General features: G+C 62.5%; 14 protein-coding genes. 4 read left to right on the top strand and 10 right to left on the bottom strand.

What is annotated here, in order from left to right:
- Positions 1–729 carry a hypothetical protein gene (locus HBO24_RS23685; RefSeq protein ID WP_170060434.1) on the top strand — a complete coding sequence of 243 codons (729 nt, stop codon included), beginning with the start codon at positions 1–3 and terminating at the stop codon, positions 727–729.
- Positions 730–1457: 728 nt separating this feature from the next.
- Here HBO24_RS23685 and HBO24_RS23690 read toward each other — a convergent pair.
- Positions 1458–2189: a tellurite resistance TerB family protein gene (locus HBO24_RS23690; RefSeq protein ID WP_120732868.1), complete on the bottom strand. Its 732-nt coding sequence runs from the start codon at positions 2187–2189 to the stop codon at positions 1458–1460.
- Positions 2190–2484: 295 nt separating this feature from the next.
- Between HBO24_RS23690 and HBO24_RS23695 the strand changes: the two genes are divergently transcribed.
- Complete coding sequence (locus HBO24_RS23695) at positions 2485–2769, top strand: hypothetical protein (RefSeq protein ID WP_057440027.1); 285 nt, start codon at positions 2485–2487, stop codon at positions 2767–2769.
- Between the two features lie 37 nt (positions 2770–2806).
- Here HBO24_RS23695 and HBO24_RS23700 read toward each other — a convergent pair whose 3' ends face one another.
- Complete coding sequence (locus HBO24_RS23700) at positions 2807–2989, bottom strand: DUF2188 domain-containing protein (RefSeq protein WP_170060435.1); 183 nt, start codon at positions 2987–2989, stop codon at positions 2807–2809.
- 226 nt (positions 2990–3215) lie between these two features.
- Between HBO24_RS23700 and HBO24_RS23705 the strand changes: the two genes are divergently transcribed.
- On the top strand, positions 3216–3818 hold the full coding sequence (locus tag HBO24_RS23705; protein ID WP_170060436.1) for a glutathione S-transferase: 603 nt from the start codon (positions 3216–3218) through the stop codon (positions 3816–3818).
- Here the strand turns inward: HBO24_RS23705 and HBO24_RS23710 are convergent.
- Together HBO24_RS23710 and HBO24_RS23715 are read right to left on the bottom strand one after the other, a co-directional pair.
- Positions 3808–4239 (bottom strand): MAPEG family protein, encoded by a 432-nt coding sequence (locus HBO24_RS23710; protein WP_057959585.1) that lies wholly within the window; start codon positions 4237–4239, stop codon positions 3808–3810. The two genes, HBO24_RS23705 and HBO24_RS23710, sit on opposite strands and share 11 nt — an antisense overlap.
- Positions 4236–4547 carry a hypothetical protein gene (locus HBO24_RS23715; RefSeq protein ID WP_057959584.1) on the bottom strand — a complete coding sequence of 104 codons (312 nt, stop codon included), beginning with the start codon at positions 4545–4547 and terminating at the stop codon, positions 4236–4238. Before HBO24_RS23715 ends, HBO24_RS23710 begins: the two co-directional genes overlap by 4 nt.
- 112 nt (positions 4548–4659) lie before the next feature.
- Here HBO24_RS23715 and HBO24_RS23720 point away from each other — a divergent pair, with 112 nt between their 5' ends.
- Complete coding sequence (locus HBO24_RS23720; protein ID WP_170060437.1) at positions 4660–5469, top strand: helix-turn-helix domain-containing protein; 810 nt, start codon at positions 4660–4662, stop codon at positions 5467–5469.
- Positions 5470–5479: 10 nt separating this feature from the next.
- On the opposite strand, the gene HBO24_RS23725 is transcribed toward HBO24_RS23720, so the two are convergent.
- The 6 genes from HBO24_RS23725 to eutH form a co-directional block, all read right to left on the bottom strand.
- The gene (locus tag HBO24_RS23725; protein ID WP_170060438.1) at positions 5480–8317 is read right to left on the bottom strand and encodes a TonB-dependent receptor; all 2838 of its coding nucleotides are present in this window, start codon (positions 8315–8317) and stop codon (positions 5480–5482) included.
- A 97-nt stretch (positions 8318–8414) separates the two neighbouring features.
- On the bottom strand, positions 8415–9380 hold the full coding sequence (locus HBO24_RS23730) for a FecR domain-containing protein (protein WP_170060439.1): 966 nt from the start codon (positions 9378–9380) through the stop codon (positions 8415–8417).
- Positions 9377–9883: a sigma-70 family RNA polymerase sigma factor gene (locus HBO24_RS23735; protein ID WP_057959580.1), complete on the bottom strand. Its 507-nt coding sequence runs from the start codon at positions 9881–9883 to the stop codon at positions 9377–9379. The genes HBO24_RS23730 and HBO24_RS23735 overlap by 4 nt, the downstream gene beginning before the upstream one ends.
- Before the next feature lie 284 nt (positions 9884–10167).
- Positions 10168–11013, bottom strand: a complete 846-nt coding sequence (locus HBO24_RS23740; RefSeq protein ID WP_170060440.1) for a DUF1989 domain-containing protein — start codon at positions 11011–11013, stop codon at positions 10168–10170.
- Between the two features lie 192 nt (positions 11014–11205).
- Positions 11206–11562 (bottom strand): DUF1937 family protein, encoded by a 357-nt coding sequence (locus tag HBO24_RS23745; protein WP_115128094.1) that lies wholly within the window; start codon positions 11560–11562, stop codon positions 11206–11208.
- Positions 11563–11618: 56 nt separating this feature from the next.
- Positions 11619–12863: an ethanolamine utilization protein EutH gene (gene eutH / locus HBO24_RS23750; protein ID WP_057440016.1), complete on the bottom strand. Its 1245-nt coding sequence runs from the start codon at positions 12861–12863 to the stop codon at positions 11619–11621.
- Positions 12864–13129 lie beyond the last annotated feature (266 nt).

A 13129-nucleotide genomic window follows, 5' to 3' on the forward strand; every position in this document is an offset into this window, starting at 1 on the left:
ATGCACAAACACACCTTCCTTGCTGCCTTTGACTGGCTACCGGCATCGCGGCAACGGGCGCTGCGGCGCAACCTGATTTTTATCGGCGCCCTCCTGGTGCTCGGCCTGCTGTCCAAGGCCTTCGCCGCCGGTGGCTCCTATGTGGTGGACGATGGCGCCATCAACGCCCCCGGCGAATGCAATATCGACGGCGGCTACACCCGCTCGACATCGCACACCACCCTCTCCGCCGCCTGCACATCCCGCGCAATGCCCAACCTGCAATGGGGCGCCGCCCTCGAGGATGACCCTGAGCAGACCCAACTCAGCCCGCAGCTCAAGGGTTCATTGTGGGCCTGGCAGGATGCCGGCGTGGAGATCGCCTGGGCGGCGGCAGCGCATATCGCGGTGGATCGCCGGCACCCATTCGACGGCGCAGACCTGAGCCTGCCGCTGACCTGGCAAGCGTCTCAGACGCTGCGCTTGAACCTCAACGCCGGCTGGGCCCATGCCTATGACGATGGCGAACAAAACCACCGACTGACCTGGGGCACAGGCCTGGAATACCGCTTGGCGGACTCGTTGACGCTATTGGCAGAACGCTATGGCCAGCAAGGCGGCGACCAGGCCTGGCAAGCTGGGCCGCGGGTGCATCTGGGTCAGCAAGTCGATGTGGACCTGGTGGTCGGACGCAACCTGACCGGGGATCGCGACCGCTGGCTGACCACCGGGGCTACCCTACGGTTCTGAAACACTGGAGGGAGATCAATGTGGGAGCTGTCGAGCCCCGGCGAGGCTGCGATGGCAGTGGTACTGCTGGCATGGATGTTGGCTGAGCCACCGCTTTCGCAGCCTCGCTGGGGCTCGACAGCTCCCACAGGGTTTGTCGGAGTTTGCGGGATCTGTGTTCTCGAACGCGGGCGTCCCACAGCGAACACGTTATGCCAGCGGGCCCAAAATAATGTGGGAGCTGTCGAGCCCCGGCGAGGCTGCGATGGCGGCGGTACGGCTGGCATTGATTTTGGCTGAGCCACCGCTTTCGCAGCCTCGCTGAAGCTCGACAGCTCCCACAGGGTTTGTCGGTGTTTGCGAGATATGTGTTCTCGAACGCGGGCGTCCCACAGCGAACACGTTATGCCAACTGGCACAAAACAATGTGGGAGCTGTCGAGCCCCGGCGAGGCTGCGATGGCGGCGGTATTGCTGGCATTGATGTTGGCTGAGCCACCGCTTTCGCAGCCTCGCTGGGGCTCGACAGCTCCCACAGGGTTTGTCGGTGTTTGCCGGGACTGCGGACCTTAACGCTGGCGCCCTATAGCGAACACGTTCTGCCATCTGGCACAAAATAATGTGGGAGCTGTCGAGCCCCGGCGAGGCTGCGATGGCGGCGGTATGGCTGGCCTTGATGCTGGCTGAGCCACCACTATCGCAGCCGCACTAGGGCTCTGCAGCAAGCACACTCTTCAAGTTGCCTCGGTATCAGGCCGGTTTGGCTTGCTGCTCAAGGTGCAGTTGCAGCTCCGGCTCGATGCCCAGCGCACCTGCCAACTCGTCCAGGTAGTTTCGCTCGGCGTCCTGTTGGTCATCCACCAACATGACGCTGGCCAGGTAGACCTCGGCAGCCACCGCCGGGTCATTGGCATATTCGGCAAAGTCGGTTGCATCCAGGGGCTTGGCGACTTGAGCGTCGAGCCATTGCTGCAAGTCCGGATCGTCGGTGTGGCGCCCGATCTCCTGGGAGATCAAGGCCTTTTCTTTCTCATCAATCCGCCCATCCGCCTTGGCCGCCGCGATCAATGCACGCAGTACCGCATGGCTATGGGCCTCGACATCGGCGCCAGACAACTGGTCAACCGTCTGCAGCGTCTGTTGCGGCGCCGAGGCCTGTTGCCGTTGCCAAGCCTGATACGCCTGGAACGCCATCATCCCCAGTGACGCCAGGGCCGCGTAGTTGGTACCGCCAGTGCGCGCGCGGGTCGATCCGCCCGCCTGGGTCCCGCCCAACATGCCACCCAGACCACCCAGCAGATCGCCGAGGCCGCCACCGCCCGACGCCGTTGCGGAGCCGCCGCCGCGCAGCAACCCACCGAGCAGGCCGCCCAAGCCACCGAGCCCTCCCGCGCCACCCTGGGGTGCCGCCGAGCCGCCTTGCTGCGCCATCGAGGCTTGGCCTGCACGGAGCAGTTGTTCCAGTAGAGCACTGGTGTTCATGGTATCGCCCTCCTTTGGGCTGTGCGCCAGACAATCAACAATAGTCCCTGGAACCGGTAACGCCAAGGCCGCCCAGCAGGCACGGAGTTGGCGACCTGAGCGCACCCCAGCAAACCTGGCGCAGGCCTTTAGCCACCGTGAGAATTCTTCAGATTCGGCACACCAAGACGGGTGGTGAACGTCAGCGCGCGCGTGGGGTCGGAAATATAAGGGCTCGGCCTCAATCGGCCTGGCCTTGAGCGCGAGCATCAACAGATTAGCGGTGCCGCGTACCCTCACAGAAGGAGACGCTGACATGGTCACTCACTTCAAGGTCGCGGGGCACCTCGCTTGCGGCCATCACGGCAATAACCTGACGTCCACGGTGGAACTGAACCGGGTTAAATGCCGCACCTGCCGCAACACCGATGCCTACAAGGAAGCCCGCCGTAACCAGCGCAACGCATCGCGCCGCGCGGCACGCAGAGCCCGCTCCGGTAGCCCCCACAATGACTGGCGCAGCGCCTGGACCCAACGCCTGACCGAGCTGCCCGGCCTGCAGCGCCTACCACGCGGCTTCAGCGGCCAGCCCTTCGTCTGACCCGGTGCGGGGGCCGCAAAACCGGCCCCCTCCAAGGTTATGGGGTCGGCCGTGGCCGGGCCTTGTAGCCCGGCAAGGTCGCGGCATAGGCCAGCGCCTGTTCGCGGGAGCTGAATGAAGCCAGTCGATCATCCTTGGTGCAGACGCGCCATGGGCCGCTATTGACCCGGACAATTTCATAGCCATTGAGCTGCATCTTGTTCAACAGGTGAACGCTCATAGTCACCTCTCCTCTTCCAGAGATAATCCACGGGTTGCCCGGTCCACCATACTCCCGATCCCGGCCCTGCGGCCTACCGAACGTCGCTGACTGCCGTTCGCGCTCACCATGATCCTGCCAAGGGTCCACAGACGATCGGGCTCAGTTTCAACCAGGCATTTATGGTAAAAAACAGCGGCATCAAGTCAACGCACAACCCCTTCCCCTTGATAGCAATGGAGGCTTCATGAAACTGGTTGGCATGCTGGACTCGCCTTATGTACGCCGCGTGGCGATTGCCCTGGACCTGTATGGAGTGGACTTTGAGCAGCAATCCCTCTCGGTGTTCAGCACCTTCGACGAATTCGCCAGGATCAACCCGGTGGTCAAGGCCCCAACCCTGGTGCTCGACGACGGGACGGTGCTGATGGACTCCAGCCTGATCCTGGATTATTTCGAAACCTTGGCGCCGGCCGAAAAAAAACTCTTGCCCCAAACCGCTGCGGCCCGTGCACGGGACCTGCAAGTGATCGGCCTGGCATTGGCCGCCTGTGACAAGAGCGTGCAGATTTACTACGAGCACAACCTGCGGCCCGCAGAGAAGCTGCATGCGCCATGGCTCGATCGGGTAACCGGGCAACTGCTGGCGGCCTATTCGGGCCTGGAAAAACTCTTGGCCAACGCTCCAGGCGAGCCCTTGACCCAGGCGTCGCTGAGCGTCGCGGTGGCATGGTCCTTTAGCCAGTACGCCGTGCCCTCGGTGGTCAAGGCCGAGGACTTTCCCAACCTGCAACGCCACGCCCAGTTGGCCGAGCAACACCCGGCATTCGGCAAATACCCTATCGAATAGGCAGCAGCGCCGCGCCGATCAACCCCGCCAACCCCAGCAGGCACGCCAGGCCAACGCCATAGGCCAGGGTGCGCCAGGGTTGGCGGCGACCCAGGTACATCAAGGTATGTAGCACCCGCGCGACGGTGAACAGGGCAAACAGCCAGGCCGTCGCCACCCCATGGGTGCCCAACGCCACGCACAACCCGCCCAGTGCGAAGAACAGCGGAATATTCTCCAGGTCATTGGCCCAGGCCCTGCTTGCCCGGCTGACGGCGGACAGTTCGTGCACCAGGGCATCGCGCTTGAAAAAACCGGCATCCTCGGGGTTGGTGAACGCCCGGTGCCTGAGGCGGAAAAACCCCTGGTAACAGGAAATCGCCAGCATCTTGGCAAATAACACCAGCACGCACAGGGCAAACACATGCAGGCTGCTGCTCATTGCCGGCCCCTGGCAAAGCCGTTGACCACGATGTACAGCAGCGGGCCGACTGAGACAAAGACCGCCGTCAGTAGCCAATAAGGCAACACACTGGCCAGGGACCGACCCTTGGCGCGGGCGTCGCGGTACATCCACACGCACGCCAGGGCTGCCATCAGGTACAGGTCGATCACCACCTGGGCGGTATCGGGCCTGGATAGCAGCTCAAGACCGAACGCCAGCAGCGACTGCTCGGCCCAGAGCAGGGTACCCAGGGTGTACAGGGAGAACGCCAGCAGGCTGGCAAGGGCGATGTAGGGTCTGTGCATAGGGTCCACCACGCAGGATTGGGCAAGCCGCAGATTAGTGATAACGTCGCCGCCATCTCAATGACCTGCGAGGTCATGGACGCCCCCCGCCCCGCCCTGCCAGAGTCCATCCATGAACCGCCCACCCTTCCCCCGCGCCAACCCCGAGACCGACGCCGGCACCCAACTGCGGCTGTTGCGCCGTCAGGCGAAGTTGAGCCAATTGCAGCTGGCGCTGATCAGTGGCATTTCCCAACGCCACTTGAGCTGTATCGAAACCGGCCGCGCCAAGGCCAGCCCGGGCACCTTGCATAACCTGCTCAGCGCCCTCGAGGTGCCCCTGGAGCAGTGCAACAGCCTGTTCCTGGCCGCCGGCTACGCCCCGCGCTACGAAGCCACGCCGCTCGCAGCGCCGGCAATGGATGCCATTCGGGATGCCATCAGCCATGTACTGAAGGCCAACAATCCGGCGCCGGCGATCGTGCTGGGCAGTCACTGGGAAGTGCTCGCCGCCAATGCCAGCACCCAGGTCTTGTTCGACCTGGTGGGTTTGGCGCCAGACGCTGCACAAGGCCTGAACCTGCTGACCACCCTGCTGCAACCGGGGGGCCTGGGCGACCATCTGCTCAATGCCGACGAGATCCGCAACCTCGCCTGGCAACGGGCTGCCCGTGAAGCACTGGGCAACCCGACCCTGGCCACGCTGCTGCAAAGCCTCCCCGTGCCGCACGGCTCGACACCCCTGGCCAATCAACTGCCGCCGCTGGTGCTGACCCGCGTGAATTCACGGCACGGCGAGCTGGATTTCATGTCCACCTTCACCACGTTCGGCATGCCCCAGGACATCACCGTCACCTCATTGCGCATCGAGCACCTGATCCCGGCCAATCCCCACACTTGGCAGGTCATGACCGCAGCCTACGAACATTCCCTGGACCGCTAGGCGCCGCTGATCAGAACTTGGTCACCACGCCCATGCGCAACGTGCGCCCCGGCGCCGGCATAAAGCTCTGGGCCAGCGGGTCCAGGTAGTAACGGTTCGTCAGGTTGTCCAGCGACACGTTGAACTGGGTGTGGTCTTGCCATTTGTAGTCGAGGAACAGGTCCACCAGCGCCACTTCGCGATAAACCAGTTGCGGCGTGGTGGCGCCGGTCTGCCAGGATTTGTCGGCGGTGACGGTCGGGCCCGAGGTGTAGGTCAGGCGCCCGCCCACGGTCAGGGTCTGGTCAAAGAAGCGCAGGCCCGAGGTCAGGTTACCGGCGACCCGTGGTGGGTTCTGGGTGTTGGTGTACGAGCCCATGAAGCTGCCCGCGGTGCAGTTGGGGGTGTCGTCAAGCTTCCGCCAACGGTTGGAACTGGCCCGCAGGCGCGCGGCGAAGGCCGAGTCACAGGTTTCGGTCTTCAGGTAGTAGGTCGAGGACAGGTCGGCAAAGACCCAACCGGCATCGTATTTCGATTGCAGTTCCAGGCCGCTGGTCTTGAAGCTGTCGGTATTGCTGAAGTTCATCAGGCCCATCAGGCCAGGGCTCGGGTCGTAGTAGCGGGTCACGTAGTTCTTGATGGTGTTATTGAAGTACGCCAGCTTGATCGCCGCCGTGTCGTTGTCCGCCAGCAGGCCTTTTTGCAGGGTGCTCGCGCCGATTTCCCAGTTGCTCGAACGCTCCGGTTTCAGGCCCTTGCCAGGCATGGTCTGCAGGGTGCCCTGGCTGGTTTCGAACAACGAGGGCATGCGCAGGCCCTGGGTGTACGAGGCATAGATGAAGGTATCCGGAGCGATCTCGTAGTTGATGCCGATGGCCGGCGAAAAGGCGCCCTTGCTGTCGCTCTGCTTGCCCGAATAGGTGTAGCCGGTGACCACTTCGCCCACCTGCGACGGATAGACGAGTGTGCCAACGCCCCCATAGTCGTTGTAGCGCGGGCCATCAAACGGGTTGTTGGTGTCGCTGAACACAATCCCGTTGTTCAGGCGCGGGTCGGTGGCGTCGGTGTATTGGCCGTTGGCGTCGGGGAACCACAGCATATTGCCGTAGCTGCCCGGCTTGATCACGTTCACGTAGCGCAACTCGCGCTCCTCGCGCTGGGCGGTCGCGTGCGGTACATGGTCCTTGGTGCGGTAGTAGGTATAGCGCCCGCCGCCCCACACCGTCAGCTCATCCACCGGTTTGTACTCCAGCTTGCCGTTGAGGCTGAATTCCTTGCGCGAACCGTCACGCAGGCTGCGGTTGGCGTTGATATCGTTCTGTGTGGTGACCACGCTCTTTTGCGGCTGCAGTTCCTCGAGCTGGAACGAGCCCCCCAGGTCCAGCTTGAAATCGCCATAGCGCGTATCAAAACGCGAGGTATTGGCCAGTTCACCGCCGATGCGTCGGTCATCCTGGCGCGTCCAGTTGCGGTCCGAACGATAGGCCTGGGATTTGGGCGCCAGCACCGAGGTCAACTGGCTGGTCTTGGCATCGGTCATCCACAGGCTGGTCGTCAGGTCCACCAGCATATTGCCCGTGGGCAGGTAGTGATAGCGGGCGGTGTAGGTGTCGATCTTGGTGCTGCCGCGCGGGTACTGGTAGATACCGCCGGTGCCGAAACGGAAGATGTCCGAGGGCATGATCTCGCCTATGCGCCCATCGTAACGGATGTAGCCGAAGTCGAAGGTGTGGTCATCGGCCGGGCGCAGGGTGGTCTTGAGCAGGATCGACTCGGTCTCTGCCGAGGAGTTGAGCACCTCTTCGCCGGCGTTGTAGGTAGTGGCCACCGTCATGTTTTCCTGGCCATAGCGGTCAAAGGTGCGGTAGCGGTCCTGGCCGTGCTTGCCGGAGAAGTAGTTGCCCTGGTTGCGATGGGCGTAGGCGGCCACCACATCAAACAGGTCATGGGTATAGGCAAACGCCGCGCTGCCCGATTCCGAGTCGGAACCGAACAGGCCGCCACGGTTCTGGTGCGGTTCGGAGTACAGGTCCTCGGTGGTCGAATGGCTGTTGCGCGAGGCCGGCTCGACGCCGTTGTTCCACAGATCGCCCTTCAAGCGCAGGCCCACGTTCTTGCCGTCGCGCAGGATGTCATCGACACCCAGGGTGCGGATTGCCACCGTGCCGCCGATGGCGCTGGAGGTCAGGCTGGGGCCTTTGTCGATGGACACGTCGCTGATCAGGTCGGGGTCGATGTAGCTGCGCTGTTGCGTGCCCGCATAGCCGCGATAGACATCCAGCGCCTGCTGCGAACCGTCGACCGTGACCGCGACCCGGCTTTGCCCCTGGATCCCGCGGATATTCACATCCAGGCCACCGCCATTACGGCTGTCACCCACCTGCACCCCCGGCTGGCCCTTGAGCAGGTCGCCGGCGGAGATCACGCCAAAGCGGCGCACTTCTTCGTTGGAGATATACACCAACGAACGTGGCTCGGTGTACACCGCTTTTTTCTCAAGGTCATCGCCAGTGACTTTCTGCGACGGCAGCACCACGGCACTGGTCGCCGGATGCAGTTCAAAGCTGCCATCGACCTGGCGCTGAAAACTCAAGCCCGTGCCCGCCAATAACTTTGCCAGGCCGGCTTCGGTGCTGAAATCGCCGTGCAGGCCGTTGCTGCGCTTGCCCGCCGTCAGCGTCGAACTGCCCGCCATGCTGATACCCGCCTGCACGCCGAAGCGCGAGAGTGCCTGGTCCAGCGGGCCGGCTTCGATGCTGTAGAGCTGGCGTTCGGCCTGGGCGAAAACCGCCGTGCTGTACAGCGGTTGCAGGCTGAGTAACAACAGACCCAATGTGCGGGTGCGCAAGACACTTGCGGGAGAAATCATGCAGGACTCCTAGAGGTGAAGGCCCACCTGTTTCGGTGGGTTATTCCTAGAGGCCAAGCGAGTCTGGAAAAACTACGGAGGGAACGTAAAAAAATATTCAGACCGGCACCACAGTCACCCAATAGCGGGTCCGCCGCTCGATACGCACGGGCAATGCATGGGCGACCAACGCCAACGCCGCATCGGTATCGTCCAACTGGAAGCTGCCGGTCACGCGCAACGCCGCGACCTGCTCGCTGCATCGCAAGACGCCCGGCCGGTAACGGGACAGTTCGGCCAGCAGCACATCCAGGCGCATGCGCTCGGCGGGCAAAATCCCGCGCAGCCAGGCTTGGGCCAGAAACCCATCGGTTTGCCGTGGCGTGCCCACACCCTGGCGATCGACCTGGGTCTGCCAGCCTGCCGCCACTGATACCGGTGCCGGATGGCGCGGCGAACTCACCTCGACCAGCCCGCGCAATACGGTAATCCACGTGCCCTGCTGATCATGGCGCACCAACAGATTGGCATCCTGGCTACGCAGCAGCGCATCCGGTGTGAGCAGTTGCAGCGGGCGCGATTCAACCCGAGCATCCAGCGCCACTTCGCCCTCGATCAACTGCACGCGACGCAGCTGCGCGCTAAAGTCCAGGCTGACAGCGCTGGCAGTGTTCAACCACAGAGAGCTGCCATCGGCCAGGGTCCAGCGGCGGCGCTCGCCGGTGGCCGTGCGGTACGTGGCAAAGGCTGCGCGCACCAGGGTCGATTCCGCGCCCTGCCAGGACAAACCACCGAGCAGGCCCAGGCCCAACAAGCACTTGAGCACCTGCCGGCGCCGTGCCGGATCGGCCCCGGCCGCCTCCAATGCCCGCCGCGCGGTGACATCGGCCAACAGGTTGGCCCCGGGCTGGAGCATCAGCGGCAGACTGGCGACGCGTTGCCAGGCGTATTCGTGCTCGGCGTTTGCCTGGCGCCAATGCTGCAACGCCTGCTGCTCGGCCGGGCTCATCATTCCGGACTGCACGCGGACGATCCAGTCGATGGCCGTCTCGCGGACTTTCGGTGCAACCGGCTTGCCAGTCATTCAAAACGGCTCGCGTAGCACACGCTGAAAGCCTTGCCCATCGCCCGTTGCACCTGGGCCACGCTCAAGCTCAACTGCGTGGCGATCTGCGGATACGTCAGGCCATCGAGCTGGGACAGGAAGAAGATCTTGCGCACCTGCATCGACAGGCCCACCAGCAGCGAGTCGAGCTGCAGCAGGGTTTCGATCATCAGGTAGCGGGTCTCAGGCGATGGCTCCTCACCTTCCGGCCGGGCGGCGAGTGCTTCCAGGTAAGCCCGCTCTATCGCCTGGCGGCGCCAGCGGTTGATCAGCAAGCCATTGGCAATCGCCGCCAGAAACGCCATGGGCTGGCGCAACTCCCGCACATCCTGCTGCGTGCGCAACACCCGGATAAACGTGTCGTGGGCCAAGTCTTCGGCATCGGCGCAGTGCCCCAGGCGCCGCTGCAACCAGCTGCGCAACCAGGGGTGATGACGGGTGTAGAGTTGTTCGACGGGCGAGACGAGACTGTCGTCGTACATGTCAGGTCCAATGAGCAGCGAATGATAATACTTCTCATTTTAGTGCCCGAACCTGATGCTTGTACAGTCTCGACTGCTCCCATAGGGGATCTCTGCCTGGCACAGAACCTTACACACACCACACATCAACTGTGGGAGCTGGCTTGCCTGCGATGGCGGTGTGTCAGATACCAGAAGTAGCGCCTGAACCACCGCCATCGCGGGCAAGCCCGCTCCCACAGGGGGGGCGGCTGGGCACGCAATTTCCGCCACATAAAGCACTACCGCCGCCCTTCCCAGCTCCCTTATTTTTCCCACGCTGCCTTGGGAATCAGCAAACCATGGTTGCCGTTGTACGCCGCGCGCGCAGGCGATTTCCAACCCTGCAGCAGGGCCGCGTCGAGCCGATAGATCTCCACGCCTAGCGGGCGGCAGACGGTCAGCGGATCCTGGGCATCCGGGCCCCACATCGGCAGCGACAGGTCGCCGCCCGGGCAAGTGGATAGTGCGCACAGCAAGTCGATCTCGGCAAAAAACTCCAGATAATCGCCCTGTTTGGCCGGGCATGCCTTCATGAAGTACATGTCGTCGTGGTTCAGGCCGGTGCACTGGAAGATGTTCAACACATCGTGCACATCGAACTCGGTCAGGCCGTGGGGCAAGATGGCGCGGGTCAGGTTGGAGTGGCAATGGTGGTGGAAGTCCTCGCCGGTGAGCATCTTGTTCACGTATGGGTCGCAGCGCGTGCCCAACAGGTCGTGCAGGCGCCCGCCGTGCTCGTCGATACCGTAGCCGGCCAGGCTGTCATCGGTGATGGTGACCATCGGCCGCAGGAACGGAAGGTTCGACCACAAGCGGTCATAGGTGCTGACGTGGGCGCCTTGCAACTGGCGGGTGCGGGCCGCCCACATGCGCTCGCGCGGATCATTGGCATTCCACACATTGAAGTCGCCAACCTGCGGGCCGACCGGGGTGGTCACGCGGAACACATGACCTGCCGGCACTTTCCAGGCGCGGCCGGTGCGGATCGGCACTTCAAACTGCTCGACCAGGGTGCGCTCGGCATCGCGCACGCGATCATAAAATGCCTGGTCGACCTGCAAGGCAGCACCTTTGCTGACTTGGTAGGCGGCGGGATAGTCCTTGTACATGGGGGGTGCTCCGTTGCAGGGTTTTGCAAGACCATACAACGTGGCATGTGGCGTGCGCCATGCACACAACCCGAAGTGGGAGGGCTTTTGTGGGAGCGGGCTTGCCCGCGATGGCGGTGTTTCAGTCAAGTAGTTTTAACCTGACACACTGCTATCGCGGGCAAGCCCGCTCCCACAAGGGGATCTGCGTTGTTAGTTGAACTCGCCAGAAACCTGCGACCACAGGCTGACCTTCTGCCCGCGATTCTTGAAGAATTCAATCTCGCGCTTGATCCCCGAACTCAAGTCCCAGCCCGGCAGATCGAGGATGATCAATTCTTCCATCATGTCCATGAACAGCGCATCCACCGGCGCCCACAGCTTGCCGATGGTTGCGCTGTCCTTGCCTTCGAACGCCAGGTTGATCGGGTGCGACATCGACACCTGACTGAACACCCCATGACCCGCCTCGATAATCGTGGCCGCCACCTTGTTGCACTGGATAAAGCGCTCGTGGGTGACGGACGCATCGGCATGGCTGTAGGGGCAGGCCAGAAAGATCTTTCTCATTGTTACCTCAGGGCAATGCAAGGGCTCGCACCCTTGCGATGGTTGAACAGTGGCCGTCAGACCGCCTGGGCAGCGGGCACACCGGGAGCATCGGCCTCTTCGCGCTCGCGTTCCTGCGCTTCATAACGCTGGGCGGCGGGCACCGAGATCTTGATCGCGATCGCCACGGCGAGCAGGCCGCCAAACAGCTTGGCGAGCAGGATCGGCATGATCAGCGTCGGCTGGAAGTTCGCGGTAAAGGCCAGGTGATCGCCAATGGTGGCCTGGGCACAGACACCCAGCGCCACACACAGGACCTTATCCCGGGCATTCATTTTCTTGAACAGGTGGTAAACCGCGATGATGTTGGCAAACACCATGACAAACGCCGCCGCACCATCGGCCGACAGCCCGATGTGCTTGCCCAGCACTTCCATGGGTTTCTTGCAGTAGCGGTTGAACAGGTAGCAGATCGGGAACGTACCGGCGAGCATGATGCCGATATAGCCAGCAATCTCGATGGCACGGAACAACTCCTTCTCGTCGGCGAACATCGGGTCAAAGCCCCACACACCGAAATTCTTCATGAAGAACCCGGTGAAGTGCTCAACGATGGCCAACGCCAGGACGATCTTGATAAAGGCGTCCATCAACTTACCGAACACCAGGAACCCGGCCACCATCCACGCCGCCCGGTAGCGCAGGCCGGCAGCCAGCAGGAAGCAGAACACAAACAATGGCGCGAGCAAGCGCACGCAGTCGACAAAACCCAGGCTCAGGTAATGCAACGCCGGCGACGTGGTGGACACAATGTCCCGCACCGGCAGGTTGAAGGCGGTGATCATCATCAGCGACGCAAGCACCGCGAACGGGATGCTGATCAAGCCCGCCATGGCCCCCAGCGCCAGGTACTTGTGGTCCTTGCGCTCGAGCATCATCAGGCCGACCGGGATCAGGTAGACAATGGTCGCGCCGGAGGTGTAGCCGACGATCATGGCGGTGATCCACATGTCGCGGTTCGCCGCCAGGGCATCGGCCAACTGGTAGCCGCCCATGTCCACGGCAATGATCGACAGCGCCGCAATCGACACGTCTGACCCCATCGCACCAAAGTACGGCCCCAGGGCGACCTCGATGAATTTGGACAAGTACGGGATCGCCACCATGATGCCCGCCTGCGCCAGGAACACCGGGCCGATGGAGTGGATGCCGTTGACAAACTCCTTGCCCAGGCCGCTGTCCGGCTTGATCACGGATGCAAACGCGCCAACCACCGCGCCGATCATGATCAGGTAAATAACGTAGTTGCCAAATTCCGCCATTGCTTTCGCTCCATCTGTACTGAATCAATTATTTTTGTAGGAGTACGCCCCAGTTCGGTCGCTCCATTGGCCAAACGCGTTTACAGCTCCATTTGCGGTGTTTTCACACCCTATTACTAACCACTTCCCATGCCAATCGTGTGTTTTATGTGGTTTTGCGGGTTAAACACACTGGAATCGGTCAATTGTATTGCGTAATCTCTGGTCACACCTTTCAAGGCAGCGGACTTTACGGCCGTGAACGACAAACGCCAATACCACGTTCA

Origin of the sequence: Pseudomonas sp. WS 5410 (assembly GCF_012985645.1) — a bacterium.
Taxonomy (GTDB): domain Bacteria; phylum Pseudomonadota; class Gammaproteobacteria; order Pseudomonadales; family Pseudomonadaceae; genus Aquipseudomonas; species Aquipseudomonas shahriarae.

Bases quoted from the DNA above. Each gene is read 5' to 3' on its own strand.
- HBO24_RS23745 (WP_115128094.1), bottom strand. From the start codon at position 11,562: ATGAGAAAGATCTTTCTGGCCTGCCCCTACAGCCATGCCGATGCGTCC.
- HBO24_RS23735 (WP_057959580.1), bottom strand. From the start codon at position 9,883: ATGTACGACGACAGTCTCGTCTCGCCCGTCGAACAACTCTACACCCGT.
- HBO24_RS23710 (WP_057959585.1), bottom strand. From the start codon at position 4,239: ATGAGCAGCAGCCTGCATGTGTTTGCCCTGTGCGTGCTGGTGTTATTT.
- eutH (WP_057440016.1), bottom strand. From the start codon at position 12,863: ATGGCGGAATTTGGCAACTACGTTATTTACCTGATCATGATCGGCGCG.
- HBO24_RS23695 (WP_057440027.1), top strand. From the start codon at position 2,485: ATGGTCACTCACTTCAAGGTCGCGGGGCACCTCGCTTGCGGCCATCAC.
- HBO24_RS23685 (WP_170060434.1), top strand. From the start codon at position 1: ATGCACAAACACACCTTCCTTGCTGCCTTTGACTGGCTACCGGCATCG.
- HBO24_RS23690 (WP_120732868.1), bottom strand. From the start codon at position 2,189: ATGAACACCAGTGCTCTACTGGAACAACTGCTCCGTGCAGGCCAAGCC.
- HBO24_RS23715 (WP_057959584.1), bottom strand. From the start codon at position 4,547: ATGCACAGACCCTACATCGCCCTTGCCAGCCTGCTGGCGTTCTCCCTG.
- HBO24_RS23705 (WP_170060436.1), top strand. From the start codon at position 3,216: ATGAAACTGGTTGGCATGCTGGACTCGCCTTATGTACGCCGCGTGGCG.
- HBO24_RS23725 (WP_170060438.1), bottom strand. From the start codon at position 8,317: ATGATTTCTCCCGCAAGTGTCTTGCGCACCCGCACATTGGGTCTGTTG.
- HBO24_RS23740 (WP_170060440.1), bottom strand. From the start codon at position 11,013: ATGTACAAGGACTATCCCGCCGCCTACCAAGTCAGCAAAGGTGCTGCC.
- HBO24_RS23700 (WP_170060435.1), bottom strand. From the start codon at position 2,989: ATGAGCGTTCACCTGTTGAACAAGATGCAGCTCAATGGCTATGAAATT.
- HBO24_RS23720 (WP_170060437.1), top strand. From the start codon at position 4,660: ATGAACCGCCCACCCTTCCCCCGCGCCAACCCCGAGACCGACGCCGGC.
- HBO24_RS23730 (WP_170060439.1), bottom strand. From the start codon at position 9,380: ATGACTGGCAAGCCGGTTGCACCGAAAGTCCGCGAGACGGCCATCGAC.